This window comes from Flavihumibacter sp., assembly GCF_036676075.1.
Taxonomy (GTDB): Bacteria; Bacteroidota; Bacteroidia; order Chitinophagales; family Chitinophagaceae; genus Flavihumibacter.
The window spans coordinates 687,905-709,741 of record NZ_JAKFDQ010000007.1; the positions used below are offsets into that span (position 1 = coordinate 687,905).

Below are 21,837 nucleotides of genomic sequence, written 5' to 3' on the forward strand. Positions count from 1 at the left end.
AAAATAACAAACGCCAGGATGCTATCCCGGCGTTCATACAGAGCCTGTGAAAAGTATCTTTATTTAAGACCCAGTTTCTTCTTTACCATTGGCAACAAGTCATCGCCCGGAGGAGAAACAATCAGGTATTCTTTAGGAAGTACATAAGTGTAGCCGTTCTCTTTTGCAACAGCATTTACTGCATCCATAGCTTTTTTCTGAATTGGTGCGCTCAGCTCTTCCTGCTTTTTTTGAAGTTCCTGCTGGATACGCTGCTCTTCACCCTGCAGTTCCTGAAGTTTCTTCTGGAGATCCTGGCGCTTTACTTCTTTAACTGCGCTCGTCATCTTGGAAGAATCGGCATTAAACTTCTGGATGCCTTCATTGAGTGCATTCTCTTTATCCTGTGCGCTCTGTATCATTGCGTCACGGAATTGAACCAGGGCAGAATCTGCTTTCTTTGCTTCAGGCATAGCAGCAACTACTTCATTGAAACTGATGTAGCCGATCTTGCTTTGCGCCTGTACACTGCTGCTAACCAGAACCAGCGTCACAGCCACCATTAGAATTGATAAAACTTTTTTCATGCGATTTTTTGTTACTTAAAAGTTGTTTTAGTTGTGGTTTTAGTTGTCTTAACAAATTGAATTAGACATTATTTAACACCCAGCTCCTTGAGTACATCTTCACTCTTGTCGAGTTTGGGATCGGCAAATATAACAGTAATTCCTTCACTTTTATCCAAAATAAAGTCATACATACGGGCCACTGCAATTTTCTGAATTGCGGTGTAAACCTTGTCCTGTACAGGTTTCACGAGTTCCTGACGGAGCTTGAAAAGATCACCTTCGAAGCCAAACCTTTTACGCTGGAGTTCTCTAACCTCTTTTTCCCGTACAAATATCTCATCTTCCCTTTTTTTACGAAGTTCCGCACTAAGCATGACCTGTTCAGCCTCGAAGTCTTTGTACATTTTATCTAGTGCTGCCTGCTTATTATCGATCTCTTTTTGCCACTGCTGGCTGAACTGATCAAGTGATTCCTGCGCCTGTTTATATTCAGGCATTTTGTCAAGAATGAATTTGGTATCCACTATGGCATAACGCTGTGCCTGGAGCGACAGGGTAGCCGCAACACATACGAGAATCGCTAATATATACTTTTTCATACTGATCATTTATTGGTAAAATTATTGTCCTTATTCTGGTTCAAATCCTAACATAAAGGTAAACCTTGCCGCATCACGTAATTTGGTATTGGGTCCCATTCTGTCAAATCCAACCCCATAATCGAAACCGAGTAGTCCGAACATCGGCAAAAAGAAACGCATACCCAAACCCGCACTGCGACGTAATCTGAAGGGATTGTAATCTTTATAATCATACCATCCATTGGCGGCTTCAAAAAACGCAAGTCCGAAAATGGTACTGTTTGGATTAGTTGAAAACGGATATCGTAATTCCAGAGTATACTTATTAAAGATCGTGAAGAACTGCGCTGCCTGTGATTTATCGGGATTCACAGTGGGATCTGAATTATCATAAACCGGATAACCGCGGTGTGCTATGATATCATATCCAAGTATCCCGAAGTTATTCTGCAAACCGGCATCACCAACCTGGAATCTTTCAAATGGAGAATATTCAAGTTTTTTGTTATAACGCCCCATAAAACCATACTTGGCAGCAGCTTTCAACACGAACTGCCGGCTTTTATCAGCCCCCATTGCTTTTCCAATAGGAACATACCATTCACCTGTAAATCTCCACTTATGAAACTCCGGAAGCTCATATGGGTTCCCGGCCTTTACACGGTCGGGATTGAAGAGCGAATATGGTGGTGTTGCCTGTACACTGGCAAGGAAACTTGATCCACTTCTTGGGAAAATTGGCTGATCAATTGATGACCTGCTAAGTGAAAGCTTAAGACTTAAATTATGCGCAGTTGTATTATCAAGTCCGGGGAACAGGTTTGGATAATTACTGAGTTTATACTGCGTAAAATTAAGCGCATAAACCAGCGTGAAATAATCATCAGGCCATCTGAGCTGCTTACCCAATGCAACAGACATACTGATGGCGCGAAGGAAAGATGTATCTGCAGCTTTGCGGTCATACCTACCTGTTAGATAGTTATATGAATTGGCAAAACGTGTGCTGTTGAAACTTACTGTAAAAGAGTTGCGTCGCTTTCCACCAAGCCATGGTTCGGTGAAGGAGAAATTATAAGACCGGAATTGGCGTCCATTACTCTGCAAACGGAGGCTGAGCTTTTGTCCATCACCAGTAGGGAGAGGATCCCATGTTTCTTTATTGAAAATGTTCCGGATCGAAAAGTTATTGAAGGTAACGCCAAGTGTTCCTGTCAAGCCAATACCCCCACCCCAACCTGCAGAAAGTTCCAACTGGTCATTTGATTTTTCCTCGAGCTTATAATTGATATCAACTGTTCCATCATCAGGATTGGGAACAGGGTTGATGTCAATTTTTTCCTGGTTGAAATAACCGAGGTTAGCGATCTCCCGCTGCGAACGTATTAAAGCAGCGCGACTGAATTTATCGCCTGGCACTGTACGTATCTCACGGCGGATAACATATTCCTTTGTTTTGTCATTCCCGGAAATATTCACATTCTTAATTGTTGCCTGCGGGCCCTCACGCATACGGATCTCGAAATCTATGGTGTCATTGTATACAGCAGTTTCCACAGCGGTAACGTCTGCAAACAAATAACCATCATCCATATAGAGTCCTTTGATATCTCCACCTTCAGCACTCATCTGCACACCTAACTTTTTATTAAGCGTTTCCACATTATAGATATCGCCTTTCTTAATTCCAAGGATTACATTAAGTATAGAATCTCCATATTTTGTATTTCCCTTCCAGGCTATATTACCGAAATAATAGCGCCTGCCTTCTTCAACTTTGAGGTCAATATTAAGGTTGCCGTTATTAGAATAGTATTGCGAGTCTTCAACGATGTTGGCATCGCGGTATCCCATGGAGTTATAATATTCCAATACTTTTTCTTTGTCCTCATCAAATTTCTTCTGGTTGAATTTAGCGGAGCTGAAAAGTTTGAAACGGAAATAAGGATCTAAATAATCTCTTGTTTTGCTAAGGGAAAGGAAGCCCCAGTCTTTCATGTACTCACTAAATTCCATCGGTTTTTTAACACCGAAACTGCTTGAATCTTTTTCGGGGTAGAGGCTGATCCTTGTCATCTCTTTTGTACCCTTCATTTTTTTCTTCAGCTTCAGTTCATTAACCATTTCATTGCCGTAGAAACTTACATTGTTTATCCGTACTTTATTTCCTTTGACAATATTGAAAGTAAGCTGTTGTGTATTTACAAATGCAGTATCTGCTCTTTCGGTGATACTAACCCTTGCACCCCTGAATCCTTTCTCGATATAGTATTTCTCGATGTTTTCAATAGCAGTACGCTTCATATTCTCTGTGATCACGCGACCTTTCACAAGTCCGGTCTTACCTTCCAGATCTTCAGCTTCGGATTTTTTTACCCCTCTGAAAACAAAGCCTGATAAGCTTGGTCGTTCTGCAACATTGATCTCGATAAACAGGTTGCTGCCTTCAAGCCTGGTATAATAAATCTGTACATCGGAGAACAGGTTTTGCTTCCACAGGTTATTGATTGCTTTGCTGATATTATCGCTTCCAGGAATAACCACTTTATCACCAACTGATAAACCGGAGATAGATAAAAGCAAAGCCTGATCGCGGTATTTTGTACCTGTAACCTCAATGCCAGCTATAGTATATTCTTTGGGAGTTTTTGCATTTACTAATGCCTCCAGGTCAGGGTCGATCCCCTTTGGACCTGTGGTATCAGGTTGTTGGGCCTGCGCGCTAAATCCGATCAACATAAGCAGTAAGGCCACAACGGCTAATCTTCTGTGCATCCAGTTGGTTTTATAAAGTAGGCAAATTAAGGTGATTGTTTAAAAAAGCTTTGTTAAAGGGGAGCATCTTGCACCTGTGCGCTGGTTTTTCCAAAACGTCTTTCACGTTGCTGGAACTCAATGATCGCCTCATAAAGGTTTTCTTTCCTGAAATCGGGCCATTTAACATCCGTGAAATAGAGTTCAGCATAGGCTAGCTGGTATAAAAGAAAGTTACTTACCCGGTATTCTCCACCTGTCCGGATCATCAGTTCCGGATCGGGGAATCCGCTGGTGCAAAGATATTGGCCGATGGTTTCCTGGCTGATCGCTTCGGGAAGCAATGCTCCATTTCTGGCTGCAGATGCTATCTTTTTTACTGCTTCCAGAATCTCCCACCGACTGCTGTAACTCAATGCCATCACGAGATTCATTCCATCATTATTCCGCGTAATATCAAGGGCTTCCTGCAATTCGATACGAGCATTTTCAGGTAACATTGTTATATCTCCTATCACATGAAGCCGGATCTTATTCTTATTAAGCGTATCCACTTCTTTCCGAATAGTATCTACAAGCAGTTCCATCAAACCATTCACTTCATATGCTGGCCGATCCCAATTTTCGGTGCTGAAAGCGTAGAGCGTAAGGAATCCAATGCCGAGTTCAGCTGCACCCTCCACTACATTACGCACGCTTTCCACGCCATGAAAATGACCAAAGAGCCTGTCCTGACCCCTTTCCTGCGCCCATCTGCCATTCCCATCCATTATGATGGCTATGTGGCTGGGAAGTTTTTGCCTGTCAATTTTCGCTTCGAGCGAACTCATATTATCAAATTTCAGGGGGCGAATGTACGAAAAAAGGGCAACAAGGGCTAAAGGGTTTCGGTAGACCTAAAGCTTAGCGGTTGGACATTTATAAGATGTAAGATTGAAGCTGAGTGTAAATTGTGCGGTAACAAACTGGTCTTTTTGTTTAGCATATCCCCGCTGCCGGCCTTCAATTCCGATTGGTTCACCTATTTCATAACTGCGATCCTGTAGCTGACCGGCTATTGAGGGTTGACCGCCCGGTAAAGGAGGAAATTTATCAATACCAACGTAAGTGGTACTAACATCATCCAGGTAATCAGTATTGGTGAAGCGATGTAGAACCTCAAATCCCAGGTTCATTTTCTCATTTAGTGCATATTTAACGCCTACACCAAAGGGTATTGCGTATGCCATTGAACTATAGGGCTTCCGCTCGGGATAAAATTCTGATCCCTGCCCTTCTGTACCAAGGGGTCGCAAAAAATGCTTCTCCCCATTAAGGTAGGCATAGGGATCATAACTGAAAATGCTGGCACCTAATGTTACATAGGGAGTAAACCGGTATTCATCAGTACCGGGCATAAAACGGAAGAAATTGAAATCACCCTGCAGTGCCAGCTCCCAAATACTGGAATTAAAGCTGAGGTTGCGTTGGCGCTGGAAATCATTGTCATCGTAATATTTATCGGCATAACCCACCTGTGCAAACTGTGCACCCACCCTTACAGCAATATAGTTTCCAAATTGTTTGCGGAAAAATGCTCCTACAGCCAGTTTGGGGCGATTAACCCTGGCCCTGGTATTCAGATCACCAAAATAGTGTGCAGCACCTAAAGCCACCCCTATTTCACCGGAATGCGTAATTGCTTCCATCTGGGCGTTAACGCCTGTCTGGAGACCCATAACCACCATTACTGCGAGCAATAATTTCTTCATAAAATGCAATATAGAAATAAATAAGGTCTGGAATCGAACGAAAACCCTGCCATTTTTGGTATAAATGAAATGCTAATTACGAGTATCTAACCCCCAGGACAACTTGTTGCGGAGGGTTCCCAGGAAATTATTCTCATTTAACCTGACAATACTTACATCAAATTTCTCCCTTTTTACAGCCAGCTGGATATTACGTGTAACTATCTCCCTCCTGCTGTCGAGCGCGCAAATAAAATGTTCTGACCTTCCCTCTACTTCAAATGAAATGATATTGTCGTCGGGTACAATAATTGGCCTCACATTCAGGTTATGCGGTGCTACAGGTGTTATTACAAAGCTTCCTGATTCAGGAAAAACTATAGGTCCGCCACAGCTAAGTGAATATCCCGTCGATCCGGTTGGCGTGCTTACAATCAATCCATCAGCCCAATAGGTATTCAGGAATTCGCCGTTTAGATAAGTGTGGATCTTGATCATCGGAGAGATGTCCTGTTTATGGATAGCAAATTCATTCAGGGCATAAGGAGTTTCCCCAAATAATTGGCGGTCAGCATCGAGGTGAATCAGTGATCGCTTGTCGATAACGAAACTTCTGTCGGCCATGGAAGCGATGGCGGCTTTCAGGTCTTCCTTACCGATGGAAGCCAGAAATCCCAATCGTCCGAAATTGATACCTAAAATGGGAATATTCTTATCGCGTACCAGGGTTACAGTATCCAGAAGCGTTCCATCCCCTCCCAGACTTATTATAAAATCTATGGTCTCATCCAGATCGCCAGATGCCGTAAATGTTGTGAAATTATGATCATGAAATTTTACGGAGCCAATGATCTGCTCAAAAAATGGTTGGTATATAACTGGTTGGATATGATAATTCTCCAGTTCTGTGAACAAGTCCTGTATCTCACGGTGATCACTCTGATCTAAAAGCCGGCTGTAGATCGCCACGCGCATATTGAGGAATTTAACCGCTGAAAGATAATGCTTTATAACTAAGCTCCTCGGCGGTGGGATCAAAAATCGTTTTTGAAATGAAAAAAGAAACCTCGCTGCCCAAAGTGATTAGCGCTGTATTCAAGGCGTACTACAATATCGTATAAGGTAACAATATCGAGTCCTGCTCCTGCTGTATACAGCATTCTGTTGGCATAGGAGTTATTATCAAATGTTTTATTGATAGAGAAGCCCATATCAGTATAGGTTTTTGCATACAAGCGAAAAGGGATATGGTCATGACTTCCTTTCTTAACTGGAAGGCGCACATTAAAATTGAATATTTCACGACGAAGTGTATTCCTGGCCATAGCGCCTGCAACGCCATCGATAACATATTTTTCAAGTCCACGCAAATAGAAATCACCATATCCAAATAAGCGGTGATTACGGTATGGTTGCTTAAATGGAAGTGTCAGCATTCCGGCAAATTGCAGTGAATAGGAAAATTTCTTTTTCAGATCCCAGGCCCTGGTTCCTTTAAGATCAAGGTTCCACATTCCGGGATCGTTGCCGAAACCACGCCGTGTAATTGCAGCATCAGCTATTACGCCTTTCAGGGGATAGGGGGCATAATCAACATTTACATGGGAGATCGAGTAGGTAAGTTCGGGAACTGCTATTTTTTTCTTTCCGCTAAGGCTCAGGTACTTAGGATTAATTTCCAGCACTGCATTATCCACCTCATTCACCCAATATCCGGCCCTAAGGCTATGACGGGTCTGTAAACCAGGCCGATAATTAAACTGAACAGAACCTCCGTACATGGTTTCAAGAAAGGTTCCTGATTTGGGAAGTGAATCAGATTTGAGGAAAAACTGCTGGTTATTGATCGTATTAACATTGATTTCCTTTAATCCGGAGTAGATGAAATTTACCGCATAACCTTTTTTAAGCGATTTATCTGCATAGGGCTGGTCGTAAGAGAGTTGCAATTGCTTAGCGTAACCGGTTATTAACCAGAGCTTTAGTTTGTCATTTCGCCCTGTAGTGTTATAATAAGTAAACTTTGCACCATAATTGATTCGGTCTAGACTATAACCTTTTTGCGCCCAGGTTTGTAAGTTCCTATCAACCGGCTTAAAATAAGGAATGGGGAAAATATACCACCTTTCTTTTACATCAACCTGCACTTCAACCATATATCCCCGGAATCTTTTAAGGGATATAACCACTTCATTAAAAAGCCGGGTATTAATCAATTGCTGTTTTCCAAGCCGGAATTTTTCTACCAATTCATTTAGCACAACTGAATCACCTTCCTGAAAAGGCAGTTCTCGCTTTATCACATAATCCTTGGTTTTTTTATTGCCGCTGATAGAAATAAGGCTTACTACAAAGGGTTTGCGGCCTTTAAGAGAATCGGGAAGATTTTCAATATTAATAGGAACACCTTCTTCATTTCCAGCTATTCCTGATTCAGCAACAGATGGAATGATCGACTGCGATCGAACGAAACAACTCGTACAACAAATGACTGCAACCAATAGGGTTCTATATTTCCACACCATACTCATACACTATACACGGGGTTATGAAAATACAGGATTAGCAATTAGAATACCACAATACCCGGGAATATTTTAAAGGTTGAGATAATTCATGAGATGGTCATAATTATTACGCAGTTCGTTCTCATACTGCTCTTCGCCAAAATAATAGCGAACCTGGTATTCATAACGCTGGAACGTTGAAACGATGTCTGAAAGCTCGAACTTATTGATTTTCAACGTAACATATAGAACACCAAGATTGTTATCAAAGTAGGTATTAAGCTGTGTGATCTGTGCATCATTGGTTTCGACCAGCTTGTAAATTTCGGAAAAGGCGAAATTTCTCTTTTCCATTTCAAGTACAATTATGCCCCCGGGCTCGTCTGCTCCAATCATATGGCCGGTGAATTTTAGCAGGTCGGTTGCAATGATTCCACCTACCCACTGAAGGTCAGGTTCAACAACCGGCACAATGCCAAGCCCATATTCGTTGGCCATTTGCACGGCCTCAGTAAAATGGCCCCCTGGATTCACCTTTAGCTTGGAAATATTACCTGAAAGAGTTTCTAGCAAAAGATTGTCATCCGAATTAAGAAGGTCTGTTTCTGAAACCAGACCCATGTATTTCTCCTGTTCCACAACAGGAAGGTGTACAACATTGCAGTCGTCCATCAGCTGGATGGCACGATACACGGGGTCTTTAGGGGAAAGCACCGGCAGGGACGATGATATCAGGTCCTTATTTATCACTCCTGGAATTTATGTATAGACGACAATTAGCTGGCAACCGCTGCGGGCTGGCTAAGTTTCTTAAGAAATTTATGAAGAATTTCATTGAATTCGGCCGGAACTTCCATCATTGGCGCATGACCACACTTGTCAATGAAGTGCAATTCACTGTTCGGGATCAACCTGTTGAACTCACGCCCAACAAAAGGAGGAGTAATGGTATCATTATTCCCCCATACCAATAGTGTTGGCTGTTTAATTTGATTCAATTCTTCACCAAGATTGTTTCGGATAGCGCTTTTAGCCAGGGCAATTATTTTAATAACCTTCATCCGGCTATTGACGATATCATAAACTTCATCCACCAGTTCCTTTGTGGCCATTGCGGGATCGTAAAAAGTGAGTTCAGTTTTTTTTCGGATATATTCGTAGTCCCCTCTTTTTGGATAGGTATCTCCCATTCCATTTTCGAAAAGGCCGGAACTACCGGTGAGGATCAGGCTTTTTATTCTCTCGGGATGTTTAAGCACATGAACCAGGGCAACATGACCACCGAGGGAGTTCCCAAGTAAATGAACATTCTTAAGATCGCGGGCTTCGAGGTATTTGTGAACAAATTTTTCGAGTCCCCCTACAGATGTATGTAATATGTCAAGTTCAAACAATGGAAGAATAGGCACCACAACCTTATAATGATTGCGGAAGTATTCTATCAGGTCCTTGAAATTGCTCAGTGCACCGAAAAGCCCGTGTAATAACACAAGGGGTTCACCATTTCCTTCCTCAATATACCTGAACTTATCCAGCTGTTTGATCTCGTATTCCATCTGTATCTAAAAATAAGACTTCCAATGAATTGCTAAAATAGGCCATTTGCGGCAAAAACAAATTGCTGCTTATGCGCAAACCTACCATCCTATATTGTTTGCTGAGGTTTAATTTCTGTGGACAGTTTCTCAAAGAATATAGTGAGATCATAAAAAACATCTTTAAAAAACGGGATCGCCTCGCCAATCCAATCCATCGCTGATGAGCCCCATGGGGCAATGATGGGATAAGTATTCGATTTCTCCATACCCTCATCGCTGAGGATTTCTGTTTTGTCGAGATAGAATAAGACGATACTCCAGATAAGCATGTAAATAATCACAAAAAAAATGATTCCCCCTGCCTTATTCAACCAACCCAGAAAAGCCCATTCCACTGATTTCTCCAGAAGTCTGCCTATTGCATTCACCAATAGTACTACAATAACAAACACTGCAAAAAATGCCAATACCGGCAACCATTTTGCCGACACATTTATGGAATCGCCCAACCATGCTGCTGTTACAGCAGAGAGCTTGAGCGCTGCAGCCAATCCCACCATAAATGCAGCCAGTGAAAACACCGCCACAAGCAGTCCTCTCGAAATCCCTTTAAATACGGCCAGTAAAAGGATAATAAGCGTAATGATATCAATTATCATATGCTTAGTTAGGCCAGAAGGCTTCGAACCATATTATTGATGGCTTTACCATCTGCGAGTCCTGCCAGTTTTTTTGATGCCACGCCCATCACTTTGCCAAGGTCTGCAATGGAGCTGGCTCCGGTTTCCGAAATGATTGCCTCCAGTGCGGTCTTGAGTTCTGCTTCGTCCAGTTGCTTAGGAAGAAATCTCTCAATAATAGCGATCTCCTCTTCTTCTTTCTGGGCAAGGTCGGTACGATTCTGTTGCTGAAAGATTTCAAGAGAATCTCTTCGCTGTTTTACCATTTTCTGAAGCAGTTTGGCTTCTCCTTCGGCAGTAACCTGTCCACCAGCACCGGGTTCAGTTTTAGCTTTGATGATCTCCGCCTTTATGGCTCTTAATCCGCGCAAGGCCGCTTCATTCTTTGATTTCATGGCATCTTTCATTTCTGCCATAATTTTTTCTTCTAACGACATATGGGTTAATTCTTAATTCTTAAATCTTACCTCTTAAATCTTACCTCTTACCTGCCTAGACTGCATTTTCCTTCATTTGCTGGTCGCGGAATTTCTGATAGAAATCCTTGGCAAAGTCTTTCAGTTCTTTTACCATTTCTTCATTTTGGGTTGCACGCTGATAGGTATCGGCCATAGTGATGAGGGTCTGGTAAAAGAAATCAGCCATCTCATCAACCATCATTTCTTTGGTCCAGAGATCGATCCGCATCGCGGTCTTTTCGGCTCCATCCCAGAAAGCAAGCATCATGGCTTTTGCTTTCTGCGCCTCTTCTACTGTGCTTCCACTGGCATTCCAGCTGATACTGGAAGGAACTTTATCAGCGTCAAGTGTCACATCTATTTTAATGGTTGATTCTTGCATAAAGGGTGTTGTTAAATTGGCGAAATTAGCCATATTCAGCCACAAAAATTCCGTACCACGCTGGCGTAGGCCATTAATGTATTATGTCGGTTTAGCTTAAGGATGCGTTCCCTTCCCTTGGCTATGAGGCTGTTGCGAAGTTGTTCATCCTTATAGATCATCATTAATGAATGAGCTTGTTGTTGAAGGTCGCCCGGGGGTGAGAGCAAAGCAGCCCCGGCGCCAAGTTCATTCATTGCCGGGATATCGGACCCCAAAACGGGCACTCCAGCGTTAAAGGCCCATTCTACGGGATAACCATTTCCCTTTGCTAACACCCTCCCATTCGGCTCCAGGGGCCATAATAATGCATATGCAGCCGACACAAGTTCCTGTAATTCCGAACTCTCGAGATCAGGATAAACAGAAACATCTGTGCGGTATTTATAGGTTAGAAGAAGTTTCTCAAGTGTTGGAGTATATTTTGTGGCAGAACCCGCCAGTACAAGGGGCATACCCGTCATCAGCCATTTCTTTAGTAAAGAGTATGCTCGTAAAAGTCCAATAGGCTCATGATCTTCAGACAGCTCGCCTGCAAATAAAAAATAATCCCGTCCACCAGAATAACGAAGTTTAACCTGTTCCTGCTGCGACCAGCCAAGCGGCTCAATAGGCTCCTGTAAGGCAGGATAGATCACTTCAATTTTGCTGGACAGGGAGGGAAACCGTTCTGAGATAGCATCCTTATCTGCATTTGATGGTACTACAATCACATTTGCGGCCTGGAAGCCGGGAACAGAATCCACTTTCTTAAAAAAACCGGAAAAAACTGATCCTTTTGAACCCCCTGAAAGCAGTGTTGTAGCAGAACTGATCAATATTGTATTGCCTGTGCCGGGTGGTGGTATCGATTCCGGATCAAAACTGATGAAAAGGCCTGGTCGATGTTTTGACAGCCAGGCTCTGAGAAGTTGCTGCCTCGATTGAGCAGCCCCCAGAAGGGAGGGCTTCGCAGGCACCAGACTTACCAGCTCCAGCGGGTTCTCCGGCTCCAGGGCCAATCCCGCCTGCTGCGTTAGTGCAATATGCCTGTAACCGGGCAAAACTGCCGTCAATTCAGGGATGGCCTCCAGCCAGGTGGAAGCCTGGATTGAAGCCGGCTCCTCCAGCAAGGGGTCAATATGGTAGACAATGCTCTGCACTTTATTATTTTTGGGCCACTGCAAATTGGTGCTTTTTCCTGAATGGCAACGCTTACATTTGCAATAAGCAAATAGTTTGAATGGAATATAATACTACGAGAAATTTCCTCGTGATGCGCGAGTACGGCAGGCATATCCAGAAGATGGTGGAGTATCTCCAAACCATCGAGGATCCTGAAAAGCGCCAAAAGAATGCGATGGCTTGTATAGAACTGATGGGTTTCCTGAACCCTCATTTAAAGAATGTGGAAGATTTCAGGCATAAACTCTGGGATCATCTTTTTCTTATCGCTGATTTCAAACTGGAAGTGGAATCTCCCTATCCCATTCCAACCAGAGAAACCCTCAAGGCCAAGCCAAAGCCTTTGAAATACCCAAAAGGTTACCCACGCTATTCTCATATAGGTAAGAATATTGAAGTGGTGATCCATAAAGCCCTTAAAGAAGAGAGTCCGGAGAAAAGACAGGGGTTTGCCAATGCAATTGCATATTATATGAAACTTGCCTACAGCAACTGGCATAAGGAAATTGTTCATGATGATGCGATCCAGAGCGAACTAAGTTCAATTACCGGCGGACAACTTGAATTCACCAATACACCGCATGTAAAAGCTTTCCGTCCAAATGAAGTACAACGCGACTTCCGGGGTGGCGGCGGAGGTGGTAAACGACCCCAGCAGAAATTCCAGCCCCGTGGTGGTGGACAACCCCGTGGAGACCAACGTGGCGGTGATAACCGCGATGGCGGTGGTGGACGGGATAATCGTGGTGGTGGTGGTGATAACCGCGGCAATGGCGGAAGACCCGGTGGTAATAAGTTCAAGAAGAGATTCAAATGAATAGTTTCGAAGTAACTGGGGGTAAAAAGCTAAGTGGCACCATCATTCCGCAGGGAGCAAAGAACGAAGCACTGCAAATCATAAGTGCTGTATTGCTTACTCCCGAAGCGGTTACTATCAGCAATATCCCCGACATTCTTGATGTTAACCTGTTAATAGAGTTACTGCAGGATATGGGTGTTAAGGTTGACCGACCAGAAAGGCATACTGCTACTTTCAGGGCCAACAATGTAAATATCGACTACCTGCACAGTGAGGCTTTCCGCAGCAAAAGCGGGCGCTTACGCGGCTCCGTTATGTTCGCGGGACCAATGTTGGCGCGTTTCAAAAAAGCATTTATTCCAAAACCAGGTGGCGATAAGATCGGCCGCCGGAGGCTGGATACACATATTGTTGGTTTTGAGAAATTAGGTGCCCGATTCACCTATCATCCCGAAGATGGTTTTTTTCATCTTGATGCTTCCAATTTACAGGGCTGTTATATGATGCTGGATGAACCTTCTGTAACCGGCACTGCCAATATAGTTATGGCGGCGGTTATGGCTAAGGGTGAGACAACTATTTATAATGCTGCCTGCGAGCCTTATCTTCAACAGCTTTGCAGGATGCTCAATAGAATGGGAGCAAAAATTTCCGGCATAGGCAGTAACCTGCTTGTAATTCAAGGTGTTGATGAATTAGGCGGAACTGAACACCGAATGTTGCCGGATATGATTGAGGTAGGCTCTTTTATAGGCCTGGCTGCAATGACCCAAAGTAATATCCGCATTAAAGGGGCCGGAATAGAACATCTGGGCGTTATCCCTGAAAAATTCAGGCAACTTGGAATTGCACTGTCCTTTGAGGGAGATGATATTCTAATACCCGCACAACACCTTTATGAAATCCAGACCTTCCTTGATGGGTCTGTGCTTACAGTTTACGACCACCCCTGGCCGGGATTTACTCCTGACCTAATAAGTATAGTTTTAGTAGTGGCAACACAGGCGAAAGGATCGGTACTTATCCATCAGAAAATGTTTGAAAGCCGCCTTTTCTTTGTTGATAAACTAATTGATATGGGGGCACAGATAATACTCTGTGATCCGCATCGGGCCGCGGTAATTGGCCTGGCACGTGAACAACAACTGCGAGGAATCACTATGAGCAGTCCAGACATCAGGGCTGGGGTGGCACTATTAATTGCAGCCCTCAGTGCCGAAGGCAAAAGTATAATCCAGAATATTGAACAGATCGATCGGGGATATCAATATATTGATCAAAGGCTTACCGCACTTGGTGCCGAAATAAAACGCGTTTAAGGATGCTTCAATCCCAAAAGATCATTATCATCACTGCTCCTTCCGGGGCAGGAAAAACCTCGATTACACGTTACCTCCTGCAAAAATATCCGCAACTGGCATTTTCCATTTCTGCTGCAACCCGATCGCCAAGGGGAAAGGAAGAAAATGGTAAAGATTATTATTTCATGAACGTAGAGGAATTCCGTCACCATATACAACAGAATGATTTTGTTGAATGGGAAATGGTTTATGAAGGCAAATACTATGGTACGCTCAAAAATGAACTTGATCGCATCTGGAACAATGGCCAGACCCCAATGCTGGATATAGATGTGAAGGGCGCCATTCATGTTCAGCAGCAATATCCAGATCAGACACTCTCTTTATTTATTGAACCACCCTCTGTAGACGAATTGCGAAAGCGTTTGTTTGGCAGAGGCACTGAAACGGATGAAAGCCTGCAGGCAAGAATAAATAAAGCTGGCTATGAAATTTCTTTCAAACATCATTTCGACCATATCATAGTAAACGATAATCTCGAGAAAGCATGTGCTGAGGCTGAAAAACTTATCCTCCAATTTCTGGCAAGGCCGTAAGACCGGCAGGGGTGGAAAGAAACTATTCTTATATTCGTAACAAGTATGATCAACCTGAATTCTCTTGGACTCATTATTTTCTTCCTCTTACTGGTGGGATTTTTTGCCGGTATTGAAGCTGCTTTTGGAAGCATTAACAGGCTTTCGGTTGAGCTTCGAAAAAAGCAGGGACGAACCGGAGGCATTCTGATCGGGCAGTGGATGGAAAGACCATCAAGTTTAATTGGAGTGGTGCTGATAGGATTCAATCTTTTCCTGGTGATCTATGGGTTAATGATCGGTGAATTTCTACAGCCACTTTGGCTGATCCTTGAGCAAAAAATTCCTGTGGCATATGCCAATATCATCCACCTGTTTTTTGAAACACTTACCGCAACAGCCATATTCCTTATACTTGGAGAATTTTTACCTCGCGCAATTTGGAGAGCCCGTAATGAATGGATATTAAGCAGTGCAGTTGCCACCTTCATGAATCTTTTCTACCAGGTGCTGCAACCCATTTCCGAAATGTTTGTGATCATAGCCGAATGGATCCTGAAATACCTTTTCAATATAAGGCTCAATGAGCGAAAAGAAGCCTTTGTTCGTGCCGACCTGGAAGGATTTTACCAGCAGAATAATATCGAGAAGGAAGGGGAACAGGAAAGGAATACTGACCTTTTTGAAAACGCTCTTTCTTTGCCAACAGTTAAAGTACGGCAATGTCTTATTCCTAGAAAAGAGATTGAAGGCGTTGAAGTGAATACATCCATAGATAAAGTGCGCCAGAAATTTATCGAAACAAAATTAAGCAAACTGGCAGTTTATGAAGGGAATATAGATCACATTGTCGGTTACCTGCACCAGTTAGATATGTTTAAGAGTCCGGCGGATGTGCAATCAATTCTCCTGCCCATACCCGCAGTTCCTGAAAGCATGAATGCTACTGACCTGATCAATAAATTTACCCGCGAAAGAAAAAGTATGGCCTGGGTTGTAGATGAATTTGGAGGCACTTCCGGAATCATAACAATGGAAGACCTGCTTGAGGAAATTTTTGGTGAGATCCATGATGAGCATGATACAGAAGAGTTTGAAGAGAAAAAATTATCAGACAAAGAATTCATTTTTAGCGGAAGACTGGAGCTTGATTACCTGCATGAGAAATACGACCTTGTATTTGACCAGGATGATTCAGAGACTCTATCAGGATATATCATCACCCATCATGAAACCATTCCTAAAGTGAAGGAGCGTATCATCGTAGATGATTATGAATTTGAAATTCTCGTGGTGAGCGATACTAGGATAGAAATGGTGAAATTGAAAGTGCTCAAATAGCAAACAGACCGTACGCTAATCAAGCTTGTACAGCTTTGGCCTTGCTTTTTTTTCTTCCACTTTATACAGAGCCTTCGTAACGAAATGACCAATGGCGGCGCCAACGTATACATCACTTGACCAGTGTTTATTTTCATATAGTCGTGATACCGCTGTTAATGTTGCTATTGTATAGACTAATGGCGGCACCCATTTAGTATCCCTGAATTCCAGAGCCAATGCAGTAGCAACAGTAAATACAGTATTGCTATGACCAGATGGGAAAGACGTATACTCACGCCCTCCTTCGAAAGGTGAATTTGCATCAAAGGGATCCTCAGTGAACCGTGGCCGGCGTCGCCTTACAACCTGCTTTGTGGCAGTATAGAATATAGTTGAAAATACAAGTGATTTTGCGGTCATGAGGGAGGCATGTTCCATTTTACGATTCTTGGTGAGTACACCTGCGAGATACATCGAGCCAATAATGAGAGGGGGATATTTATTACCAAAAGGTTCAACCACACCTGCAACATCATTTGAGATCTTTGATCGGTTGGCATTCATCAACTCAAAAACTTTTTTATCGGCTAACAACAAAGCGCCAGCACCGGCCGCCACTAATGCAGTGTTACGCCAGTTTTTAGCTGTAAAATGAACAGGCGAAACTGCAACTTTTGGTAGATCAGTAAAATAGGAAAGCAGGTATGTTTTATTCAATCGGTAGAGAGACGTGGCAGGCATAACCGTATCCGCAAACGCGATGGTATCGGTCTGGGCTTGAAGGGGGGCAGAAAACAACCATAAAAAAATCAGCCCGACAAAAGGGCGCAACTTGCCAAACATTTAAGAAAGATAATGAAATAATCAACGCTTATTCAGAAGCCAATTGCCGGCCAGTAAAGAATACCGGCCGGCAATTTTTATAAAGATATATGAAGCCCGGGATTTATTAGCCGGCTTGCATTTCGGCAATTTTTTCACGGATCTTCTTTTCTATTTCGGCCTGCAATTCAGGATTATCACGGAGGAGTTGTTTTACCGCTTCACGGCCCTGACCCAATTTATCAGTATTGTAGCTGAACCATGATCCACTCTTTTGGACAATGCCCAGATCAACACCCATATCTATTATTTCCCCAACTTTAGAAATGCCTTCACCAAAGATGATATCAAATTCAGCTGCACGGAAAGGAGGAGCAACTTTATTCTTAACCACCTTCACCTTAACACGGTTACCTACAGCTTCATCACCATCCTTAATCTGACTCATACGGCGGATATCAAGGCGAACGGAGGCATAAAACTTAAGGGCATTACCACCTGTAGTTGTTTCAGGGTTGCCGAACATAACGCCAATCTTTTCCCTAAGCTGGTTTATAAAAATACAAATGGTATTGGTCTTATTGATGGTGGCGGTAAGCTTACGGAGTGCCTGGCTCATGAGACGAGCCTGCAGACCCATTTTACTATCCCCCATCTCTCCCTCCAGCTCACCTTTTGGAACAAGGGCAGCAACAGAGTCAATTACTACAACATCGAGTGCTCCGGAAAGGATCAGCCTGTCTGCAATTTCAAGAGCCTGTTCACCATAATCGGGCTGTGAGATCAGGAGATTATCTACATCCACACCCAGCTTCTGTGCATATGCACTGTCAAATGCATGTTCTGCATCTATAATGGCGCACATGCCGCCTTTTTTCTGGGCTTCGGCAATAGCATGGATCGCGATAGTTGTTTTACCAGATGATTCCGGCCCGTATACTTCAACTATACGTCCACGGGGGAAACCACCTATGCCTAAAGCTACATCAAGGCCAAGTGACCCGGTGGATACCACTTCATGGGGTTCGGTACTTCTCTCATTCATCATCATCACTGATCCCTTTCCAAAATCCTTATCGATTTTATCCATCGTCAGTTTAAGCGCCTTCAGTTTTTCTGCATTTGACATATTGCTCATGGTTTTTAGTAGTTATGGGCCAAATTTATTGGCATTCAAAGATAGAGAGAAAATAATTGCATCACTAATTTATTTAGCATTTTTTCACTAAATATTTTATCGTTAAAACACCCTTGCCGATTTATGTTTTTTTTCACATTAGGCCCAATTCAGGGGTATGACCCATAGGTATTGAATTGTATCTTTGAAAAAATTAGACACATGAGAACTTTAGCCACCGCATTGCTTGCTGTAGCATTATCAACGGGCGCTATGGCCCAATCGCCTGCCCCGGCAGCCAAGGGTGTCACCTATGGTATTGGAACTACAGCAGAAGGCGCCATTCCGGTGAATGAACTTTCTACCAAAATGAACGGTGACAGTTATACAGGAAAAATTACGGGTAAAGTTGCTGAAGTATGCCAGGAAAAAGGCTGCTGGATGAAGATAGAGCGTGAAAATGGCGAGCAGCTAATGGTGAAGTTTAAGGATTATGGCTTTTTTATGCCAACTGATATTGTAGGCAAGGAAGTGGTATTGGATGGAGAGGCAGTGGTGAAAGAAGTTTCTGTAAAGCAGCAGAAGCATTATGCTAAGGATGCCGGGAAATCCAAGGAGGAGATCGAGAAAATAAAGGCCTCTAAAAAAGAGACCCAATTTATAGCCAAGGGCGTACTGGTACTCTGATGCCAGGCAATCTATTCTGGAACGCTTACTGGAAGCTGGGGGGATGGAAAGTTCGCGGCAACTGGCCACAGCATTTAACCCGGGCAATTATTATTGTGGGACCACATACCAGTGGATGGGATGTAGTTGCCGGAATGGCAACAAGAGCTATAGTTCCTATCCCACATGCCCATTATCTTGGAAAGAAAGAATTATTTGAAGGCCCATTCGGTTGGTTTTTCAGGATGACAGGCGGTGTTCCCGTAGATCGTTTCAGCAAAAACAATATGGTAGAACAAGTAGTGGAGCTATTCCGGGAAAGGAAAGATTTTGTACTGGCATTATCACCTGAAGGTACCAGAAAGAAAGTGGACCGCCTCCGAACCGGGTTCTGGCATATCGCCAAACTTGCGGGTGTTCCAATAGTAATGGCTGGCATGGATTTTTCTAAAAAAGAACTGATACTCTCACCACCCTTTATGCCCGGAGATCGGCCTGAAGATGATCTTCCATCAATAATAAGCTTCTTCGCACCTATTAAAGGCAAGAATCCCGAGCTGGGGATGGGTGGATTGTCTGCTGATATTAAATCTGACTCATAAATAGGTGACTATCAGGCATAGAACTTGCGAACTATGCGTTAATTTTGTTCTGTAATCATTTAAAACAATAACCAAATGAAAGTTTCTTACTTAGTAGTTGCAGCTTTCACAACACTATCCATGGTGTCTTGTGTAAGTTCCAAGAAATTCAAGGCCGAACAGGCACGTTATGCAGATCTTAACGGAAGGTATACCCAATTGCAAACTGACCTGAAAGGTTGCGAAGATGCTAAAGCGGAAGAAGCGCGTAAAAGGGCTGGACTGGAAACTGAGATCGCCGGACTTAACAAGCAGATCGATTACCTGAAAGAGAATAACACTACTGCTCTGAAACAACTCCAGGACATGTCTGTTATCAGTTCTTCACAGGCAGAAAGCATCAAGAAGTCAATGGAAAATCTGGGAATGAAAGACGCCTACATCCAGGATCTTCAGTCACAAATGGCAAAGAAGGACTCTCTTAACATGGCCCTTGTCATGAACCTGAAAGGTGCAATTGGAAACCTTGATGATGAAGACATTAATATTAAGGTGGATAAAGGAGTTGTGTATGTCGATATTTCTGATAAGCTTCTTTTTACAACCGGAAGCTATGCCATAACAACCCGTGCAAAAGAAGTACTTGGCAAAGTTGCCACTGTATTGAAGAACCAGCCTAATATTGAATTCATGGTTGAAGGTCATACCGACAACGCTGAACTTAAGCGTAATATCGGACCGATGAAAGACAACTGGGATCTCAGTGTGATGCGCGCAACAAGCGTGGTTCGTCTTCTGCAGAAGCAGTATGGTCTTGACCCGGCTAAAATGTCTGCCGCTGGTCGTGGTGAATTTCATCCGGTTGCATCAAATGAAACCGCAGAAGGTAAAGCCGCCAACCGTCGTACACGTATCGTGATCCTGCCACAATTGGATCAGTTCTTCCAGTTACTGGAACGCAAACAACAATAAGTTTTCTATTTTAGGTTTGAGGTCTTAAGTATGCAGTATTAGTACCGCATGCTTAAGACCTCAACTTATTTATGGCTATTGATAGTATTTGTAATTTCAGTAAGCAAGCCTCCATTATACTTATCACCGCTGAGTTCCCAGAACATAATTCCTCCCAATTTTTTATTGAGCATATACCTGGTTTTCGCGGCTATGGATTCTTTACTGTCAAATGTTGCAAATTCCTTCCTGCTCACGCTATAGTAATAAGGTGCCCGCGCAGTTTCATCCCAATAAAGTTTGAAGCCCTCTGCTGATGTAAAAGTTGAATCAAACTTCTTATATCCAAACATCGTTTTGAATTCCCCGGGTTGATAAAGTCCGTTATTGATATCGGGTACATCTTTCCACACACGGGCATAAAATGCCGCACCAATCACTAATTTAGATGCAGGCACCCCAATACTGAGCAAATAATCCACACAATGGTCTGTTGCTTCTTTCTGCTGGCTGGTAGCGTGTAAAGGGGTATGGTGACCTGTTTGTTTACTAAAGCCACTAACAAGATCGTAGGTCATAAGATTAACCCTGTCAACTAAAGGCATCACCTTATCCCATTCAGCAGCCTGCTCAAGAAAGCTGGTGAATCCACCCGCTGCAAAACTTAGTTCATATCGGTTGCCCATGGCTGATCGTAAATCCCGAACTAATTCAGTGAAATTCGGAACATCTTCCTTCATCCAGGGATGTCCTGGAAAACCCTCTATCCCAGGGTACTCCCAATCGAGATCTAATCCATCCGCACCATATTCACGAAGCAATTTTACAACACTGCCTGCAAACTTCTCACGCACTTCTTTTTTCGCAAACTGGGGAGAACAAGGCTTGCAGCCTCCCCAACCACCAAGCGCCACCATAACTTTCAAACCGGGGTATGATTTTTTCAAAGCAACCAGTGATCTGAGCGTTTCCCTTTGATGCGGACGAATGAATGCAAGAGTATCTCCATCCAATTTGAAGAAACTGTAAATGATATGGGTAAGTGAAGCCAGAGGAAATTTTTTGATCTCCTCTTCATTTCCTGTGTAATAGGCAATAACCGAAGGTTTTATTGGCGCTTGTGCATTAAGACGGGAAAAGAAAGCTGAACATAGGAGCAAAAAAACGACTGCATATTTCATGATGATCAGACAGTTTATTGAGCGATTAAGATACGGGAAAAATACCCTCATGATCTGGGAAAAAATCAAGTGAACATATGAGAGGGATTATTTTTTATTACTGTACATTTACATCGGATTCCTTCCCATTCTTCGAAAAA

At 43.1% G+C, this 21,837-nt stretch carries 23 protein-coding genes; 7 read left to right on the forward strand and 16 right to left on the reverse strand.

Annotation, left to right across the window (positions count from 1 at the left end; translation table 11 throughout):
• Window positions 1-59 precede the first annotated feature (59 nt).
• From V6M43_RS05825 to V6M43_RS05885, 13 genes are all read right to left on the reverse strand, one after another.
• Window positions 60-566, reverse strand: a complete 507-nt coding sequence (locus V6M43_RS05825; RefSeq protein ID WP_332733229.1) for an OmpH family outer membrane protein — start codon at window positions 564-566, stop codon at window positions 60-62.
• 68 nt (window positions 567-634) lie between these two features.
• A complete protein-coding gene (locus V6M43_RS05830) occupies window positions 635-1,147 on the reverse strand; it encodes an OmpH family outer membrane protein (protein ID WP_332733230.1) in 513 nt (170 codons plus the stop codon).
• Between the two features lie 30 nt (window positions 1,148-1,177).
• Window positions 1,178-3,904, reverse strand: a complete 2,727-nt coding sequence (locus V6M43_RS05835) for a BamA/OMP85 family outer membrane protein (protein WP_332733232.1) — start codon at window positions 3,902-3,904, stop codon at window positions 1,178-1,180.
• A gap of 53 nt (window positions 3,905-3,957) precedes the next feature.
• Window positions 3,958-4,713, reverse strand: a complete 756-nt coding sequence (locus V6M43_RS05840) for an isoprenyl transferase (protein ID WP_039126330.1) — start codon at window positions 4,711-4,713, stop codon at window positions 3,958-3,960.
• A gap of 66 nt (window positions 4,714-4,779) precedes the next feature.
• Window positions 4,780-5,634, reverse strand: a complete 855-nt coding sequence (gene porG / locus V6M43_RS05845; protein WP_332733235.1) for a type IX secretion system protein PorG — start codon at window positions 5,632-5,634, stop codon at window positions 4,780-4,782.
• A 72-nt stretch (window positions 5,635-5,706) separates the two neighbouring features.
• Window positions 5,707-6,588, reverse strand: a complete 882-nt coding sequence (locus tag V6M43_RS05850) for an NAD kinase (RefSeq protein ID WP_332733237.1) — start codon at window positions 6,586-6,588, stop codon at window positions 5,707-5,709.
• A gap of 59 nt (window positions 6,589-6,647) precedes the next feature.
• Entirely contained in the window at window positions 6,648-8,144 is a 1,497-nt protein-coding gene (locus V6M43_RS05855) for a POTRA domain-containing protein (RefSeq protein ID WP_332733239.1), read from the reverse strand.
• A gap of 66 nt (window positions 8,145-8,210) precedes the next feature.
• On the reverse strand, window positions 8,211-8,870 hold the full coding sequence (locus tag V6M43_RS05860; RefSeq protein ID WP_039126321.1) for a CBS domain-containing protein: 660 nt from the start codon (window positions 8,868-8,870) through the stop codon (window positions 8,211-8,213).
• A gap of 26 nt (window positions 8,871-8,896) precedes the next feature.
• Entirely contained in the window at window positions 8,897-9,676 is a 780-nt protein-coding gene (locus V6M43_RS05865) for an alpha/beta fold hydrolase (RefSeq protein WP_332733242.1), read from the reverse strand.
• 89 nt (window positions 9,677-9,765) lie between these two features.
• Window positions 9,766-10,317 (reverse strand): CvpA family protein, encoded by a 552-nt coding sequence (locus tag V6M43_RS05870; protein ID WP_332733244.1) that lies wholly within the window; start codon window positions 10,315-10,317, stop codon window positions 9,766-9,768.
• 8 nt (window positions 10,318-10,325) lie between these two features.
• A complete protein-coding gene (locus tag V6M43_RS05875) occupies window positions 10,326-10,775 on the reverse strand; it encodes a GatB/YqeY domain-containing protein (RefSeq protein WP_332733246.1) in 450 nt (149 codons plus the stop codon).
• Between the two features lie 55 nt (window positions 10,776-10,830).
• Window positions 10,831-11,178, reverse strand: a complete 348-nt coding sequence (gene gldC, locus V6M43_RS05880; protein WP_039127698.1) for a gliding motility protein GldC — start codon at window positions 11,176-11,178, stop codon at window positions 10,831-10,833.
• A gap of 35 nt (window positions 11,179-11,213) precedes the next feature.
• Window positions 11,214-12,359: a glycosyltransferase gene (locus V6M43_RS05885; protein WP_332733248.1), complete on the reverse strand. Its 1,146-nt coding sequence runs from the start codon at window positions 12,357-12,359 to the stop codon at window positions 11,214-11,216.
• Between the two features lie 80 nt (window positions 12,360-12,439).
• Between V6M43_RS05885 and V6M43_RS05890 the strand changes: the two genes are divergently transcribed.
• Genes V6M43_RS05890 through V6M43_RS05905 form a run of 4 tightly spaced genes read left to right on the forward strand, consistent with a single transcriptional unit; the run spans window position 12,440 to window position 16,397 of the window.
• Window positions 12,440-13,198, forward strand: a complete 759-nt coding sequence (locus tag V6M43_RS05890; RefSeq protein ID WP_039126307.1) for a DUF4290 domain-containing protein — start codon at window positions 12,440-12,442, stop codon at window positions 13,196-13,198.
• A complete protein-coding gene (gene murA, locus V6M43_RS05895; RefSeq protein ID WP_332733251.1) occupies window positions 13,195-14,499 on the forward strand; it encodes a UDP-N-acetylglucosamine 1-carboxyvinyltransferase in 1,305 nt (434 codons plus the stop codon). The genes V6M43_RS05890 and murA overlap by 4 nt, the downstream gene beginning before the upstream one ends.
• A gap of 2 nt (window positions 14,500-14,501) precedes the next feature.
• Window positions 14,502-15,077, forward strand: a complete 576-nt coding sequence (gene gmk / locus V6M43_RS05900) for a guanylate kinase (protein WP_332733253.1) — start codon at window positions 14,502-14,504, stop codon at window positions 15,075-15,077.
• A gap of 45 nt (window positions 15,078-15,122) precedes the next feature.
• Window positions 15,123-16,397, forward strand: a complete 1,275-nt coding sequence (locus V6M43_RS05905; protein ID WP_332733255.1) for a hemolysin family protein — start codon at window positions 15,123-15,125, stop codon at window positions 16,395-16,397.
• A gap of 15 nt (window positions 16,398-16,412) precedes the next feature.
• Here the strand turns inward: V6M43_RS05905 and V6M43_RS05910 are convergent, their stop codons facing one another.
• Entirely contained in the window at window positions 16,413-17,210 is a 798-nt protein-coding gene (locus V6M43_RS05910) for a phosphatase PAP2 family protein (protein WP_332733257.1), read from the reverse strand.
• Between the two features lie 118 nt (window positions 17,211-17,328).
• Window positions 17,329-18,330: a recombinase RecA gene (gene recA, locus V6M43_RS05915; RefSeq protein WP_332733259.1), complete on the reverse strand. Its 1,002-nt coding sequence runs from the start codon at window positions 18,328-18,330 to the stop codon at window positions 17,329-17,331.
• A 210-nt stretch (window positions 18,331-18,540) separates the two neighbouring features.
• Here recA and V6M43_RS05920 point away from each other — a divergent pair, with 210 nt between their 5' ends.
• The 3 genes from V6M43_RS05920 to V6M43_RS05930 all read left to right on the forward strand — a co-directional run bounded on the left by V6M43_RS05920 (window position 18,541) and on the right by V6M43_RS05930 (window position 20,537).
• Window positions 18,541-19,005, forward strand: coding sequence for a DUF4920 domain-containing protein (locus tag V6M43_RS05920; RefSeq protein WP_332733261.1), 465 nt, complete (start codon window positions 18,541-18,543; stop codon window positions 19,003-19,005).
• A complete protein-coding gene (locus V6M43_RS05925) occupies window positions 19,005-19,586 on the forward strand; it encodes a 1-acyl-sn-glycerol-3-phosphate acyltransferase (RefSeq protein ID WP_332733263.1) in 582 nt (193 codons plus the stop codon). The genes V6M43_RS05920 and V6M43_RS05925 overlap by 1 nt, the downstream gene beginning before the upstream one ends.
• A 75-nt stretch (window positions 19,587-19,661) precedes the next feature.
• Complete coding sequence (locus V6M43_RS05930; protein ID WP_332733265.1) at window positions 19,662-20,537, forward strand: OmpA/MotB family protein; 876 nt, start codon at window positions 19,662-19,664, stop codon at window positions 20,535-20,537.
• A 65-nt stretch (window positions 20,538-20,602) separates the two neighbouring features.
• Here the strand turns inward: V6M43_RS05930 and V6M43_RS05935 are convergent, their stop codons facing one another.
• Window positions 20,603-21,697, reverse strand: coding sequence for a glycoside hydrolase family 18 protein (locus V6M43_RS05935; RefSeq protein WP_332733267.1), 1,095 nt, complete (start codon window positions 21,695-21,697; stop codon window positions 20,603-20,605).
• Window positions 21,698-21,837: the final 140 nt, after the last annotated feature.

Bases quoted from the DNA above. Each gene is read 5' to 3' on its own strand.
- V6M43_RS05825 (WP_332733229.1), bottom strand. From the start codon at position 566: ATGAAAAAAGTTTTATCAATTCTAATGGTGGCTGTGACGCTGGTTCTG.
- V6M43_RS05830 (WP_332733230.1), bottom strand. From the start codon at position 1,147: ATGAAAAAGTATATATTAGCGATTCTCGTATGTGTTGCGGCTACCCTG.
- V6M43_RS05835 (WP_332733232.1), bottom strand. From the start codon at position 3,904: ATGCACAGAAGATTAGCCGTTGTGGCCTTACTGCTTATGTTGATCGGA.
- V6M43_RS05840 (WP_039126330.1), bottom strand. From the start codon at position 4,713: ATGAGTTCGCTCGAAGCGAAAATTGACAGGCAAAAACTTCCCAGCCAC.
- porG (WP_332733235.1), bottom strand. From the start codon at position 5,634: ATGAAGAAATTATTGCTCGCAGTAATGGTGGTTATGGGTCTCCAGACA.
- V6M43_RS05850 (WP_332733237.1), bottom strand. From the start codon at position 6,588: ATGCGCGTGGCGATCTACAGCCGGCTTTTAGATCAGAGTGATCACCGT.
- V6M43_RS05855 (WP_332733239.1), bottom strand. From the start codon at position 8,144: ATGAGTATGGTGTGGAAATATAGAACCCTATTGGTTGCAGTCATTTGT.
- V6M43_RS05865 (WP_332733242.1), bottom strand. From the start codon at position 9,676: ATGGAATACGAGATCAAACAGCTGGATAAGTTCAGGTATATTGAGGAA.
- V6M43_RS05870 (WP_332733244.1), bottom strand. From the start codon at position 10,317: ATGATAATTGATATCATTACGCTTATTATCCTTTTACTGGCCGTATTT.
- V6M43_RS05875 (WP_332733246.1), bottom strand. From the start codon at position 10,775: ATGTCGTTAGAAGAAAAAATTATGGCAGAAATGAAAGATGCCATGAAA.
- gldC (WP_039127698.1), bottom strand. From the start codon at position 11,178: ATGCAAGAATCAACCATTAAAATAGATGTGACACTTGACGCTGATAAA.
- V6M43_RS05890 (WP_039126307.1), top strand. From the start codon at position 12,440: ATGGAATATAATACTACGAGAAATTTCCTCGTGATGCGCGAGTACGGC.
- murA (WP_332733251.1), top strand. From the start codon at position 13,195: ATGAATAGTTTCGAAGTAACTGGGGGTAAAAAGCTAAGTGGCACCATC.
- gmk (WP_332733253.1), top strand. From the start codon at position 14,502: ATGCTTCAATCCCAAAAGATCATTATCATCACTGCTCCTTCCGGGGCA.
- V6M43_RS05905 (WP_332733255.1), top strand. From the start codon at position 15,123: ATGATCAACCTGAATTCTCTTGGACTCATTATTTTCTTCCTCTTACTG.
- recA (WP_332733259.1), bottom strand. From the start codon at position 18,330: ATGTCAAATGCAGAAAAACTGAAGGCGCTTAAACTGACGATGGATAAA.
- V6M43_RS05920 (WP_332733261.1), top strand. From the start codon at position 18,541: ATGAGAACTTTAGCCACCGCATTGCTTGCTGTAGCATTATCAACGGGC.
- V6M43_RS05925 (WP_332733263.1), top strand. From the start codon at position 19,005: ATGCCAGGCAATCTATTCTGGAACGCTTACTGGAAGCTGGGGGGATGG.
- V6M43_RS05930 (WP_332733265.1), top strand. From the start codon at position 19,662: ATGAAAGTTTCTTACTTAGTAGTTGCAGCTTTCACAACACTATCCATG.
- V6M43_RS05935 (WP_332733267.1), bottom strand. From the start codon at position 21,697: ATGAAATATGCAGTCGTTTTTTTGCTCCTATGTTCAGCTTTCTTTTCC.